Source organism: Clostridiales bacterium, from assembly GCA_017961515.1.
Taxonomy (GTDB): Bacteria; Bacillota; Clostridia; order Acetivibrionales; family RGIG10202; genus RGIG10202.
In genome coordinates this window covers 1-1,865 of sequence record JAGCXC010000041.1, presented here as the reverse complement: position 1 = coordinate 1,865, position 1,865 = coordinate 1, and the positions used below count along the sequence as shown (strand labels likewise).

1 protein-coding gene is annotated in these 1,865 nt (G+C 31.6%); it reads right to left on the bottom strand.

Annotation, left to right across the window (positions count from 1 at the left end; genetic code table 11):
- Window positions 1-431: 431 nt before the first annotated feature.
- Window positions 432-1,085: a hypothetical protein gene (locus tag J6Y29_02765; GenBank protein MBP5426802.1), complete on the bottom strand. Its 654-nt coding sequence runs from the start codon at window positions 1,083-1,085 to the stop codon at window positions 432-434.
- Window positions 1,086-1,865 lie beyond the last annotated feature (780 nt).

The window sequence follows — 1,865 nt, the reverse complement described above, 5'->3', positions numbered from 1 at the left end:
CTCTCCATTGTAAAATTTCTTTATAATGTAATCTGCAATTGCTTGCAGATTCTTTTGTCTTGCTCGGGACGACTATCCTTTATTTATTAAGAAGTCTACTCTTTTCTCGCTTCCTTGCGGAAGCCGAATTGATCGGTTCGTTTCTATACCCAAGTGATCTCTCACTTGCTTCTTGTACTACTACTTCCTGTTTATGTAAATCTTGTCAAAGAACTCTTTCTTAACGCTTTCACAAAAAGAAGATTTAGCACCTTCATTTTTTCGGAAAGCGAGTACAAAGGTACTACTTTTTTTTGACCCTGCCAAATTTTTCCCGAAATATTTTCAGAAAATTTTCCAAAGCCTCCCAAAATTGACAAATATCAAGAGTTCGTCCCAGGAGTTTTTGGGACTATACCTTATTATATTTATACACACTTCTCCACCTCATATTATTTTCCTTTCCACACCATACTTAACAATGCCAATATACAAAGCACAAAGATAAAAACTTTTCCAATTACATAAATCAACAAAACTACTATTGGAATTATTACTATTATTAAAACTATAGATTTTATTTTACTGCTTAAATCAGGAAAATAACCAATTCCTACATTATTTTCAAAAGCAGAATCCCTTGAGTCTTTTATGTATCCTTTTTTTATCAACTTTTTCATCGATTGAATATAAGAAAGCTTATTAGTTTTATAGCCATTAGTCCCAATATCATATTGAGAAAGAATCTTGAGTGTCTCTTCTTTATATTTAATTGAAGTTTTAAGTTCTTCATATACATTTCTAACAGGTTCAGAACATATGGGTAAGATGTTTTGTATTATAGCATTTCTATTCATTGCGGGTTTCAGATTTACCAGACATTGCAACTGCATATCTTCTGTTATCTCATTATAACCATTGAATACCCTTTCAATTTGTTTATTTAAGAAGAAGTCTAACTCTACCCATAACATAGAATCATTATAATAATCATAACGATACCAATCATTGGGCTTTGTTGAAAGACGATATTGAAAAGATTGTATTTTATCTAACAATTTGTCATGTTTTTTTACTAACTTCTTTATCGAATTATCATCGTTCATACTCCTAAGTAACTGTACATAATCGGTAGAGTCAGTATCATGAGGATACCAATCCTTAAAAAATTGCTCTAATGTAGTATTATAATAGAATTCGGTCATTTTTTATATGTTAAAAATTTTTCTTGATATTATCTACACTTTAATTCCGCAATTAACACGAGAATATTTTCATAGTATCTTGAGCATCCCCAAAAAACTCAGATATTTGTCATATCAATTTTTCACAAATCTTTGTGTTGCGAATCCAAAAACGCGAAGAAACATAATGACATGGCAAAGGTACAAATAAAAACTGAGAAAATAACAATTTGAGATAGTTTTTTTACATAAAACCATTTTTATTCCGTAGATAATAGTAATAATAGAATAAACCGCTCATGTATAAATTCATATTATTGGCCTTTTCTCCAACTCTCATGTAAGTCCTATGTAACTCCCATGTAAGTCCCATGATCCTATAGTTCCCGAACGGACCTGGAACGGATTTACAACGGACCTGGAACGGACCTAAGGTCTAGGAAGGGGGAAACACAAAGAACGACAAAAAAAATCTTAGAAAAAAACTTTTTCGCACTAACCCTACACCCCTACATCGCCAGGTGCTTCAAACCTTTGAAGCTCAAGAATTTGCAGCATTTTCAAATATGCAACAACCCTACACTAACCCTACACTAACCCTACACTAAAACCTGAATTTTTCAGAAATTAAGGTTAATGGATAATTAATAATGGATAAAGTATAATTTAGTTAGACTTTAATGCTAATGATACTATCCACAT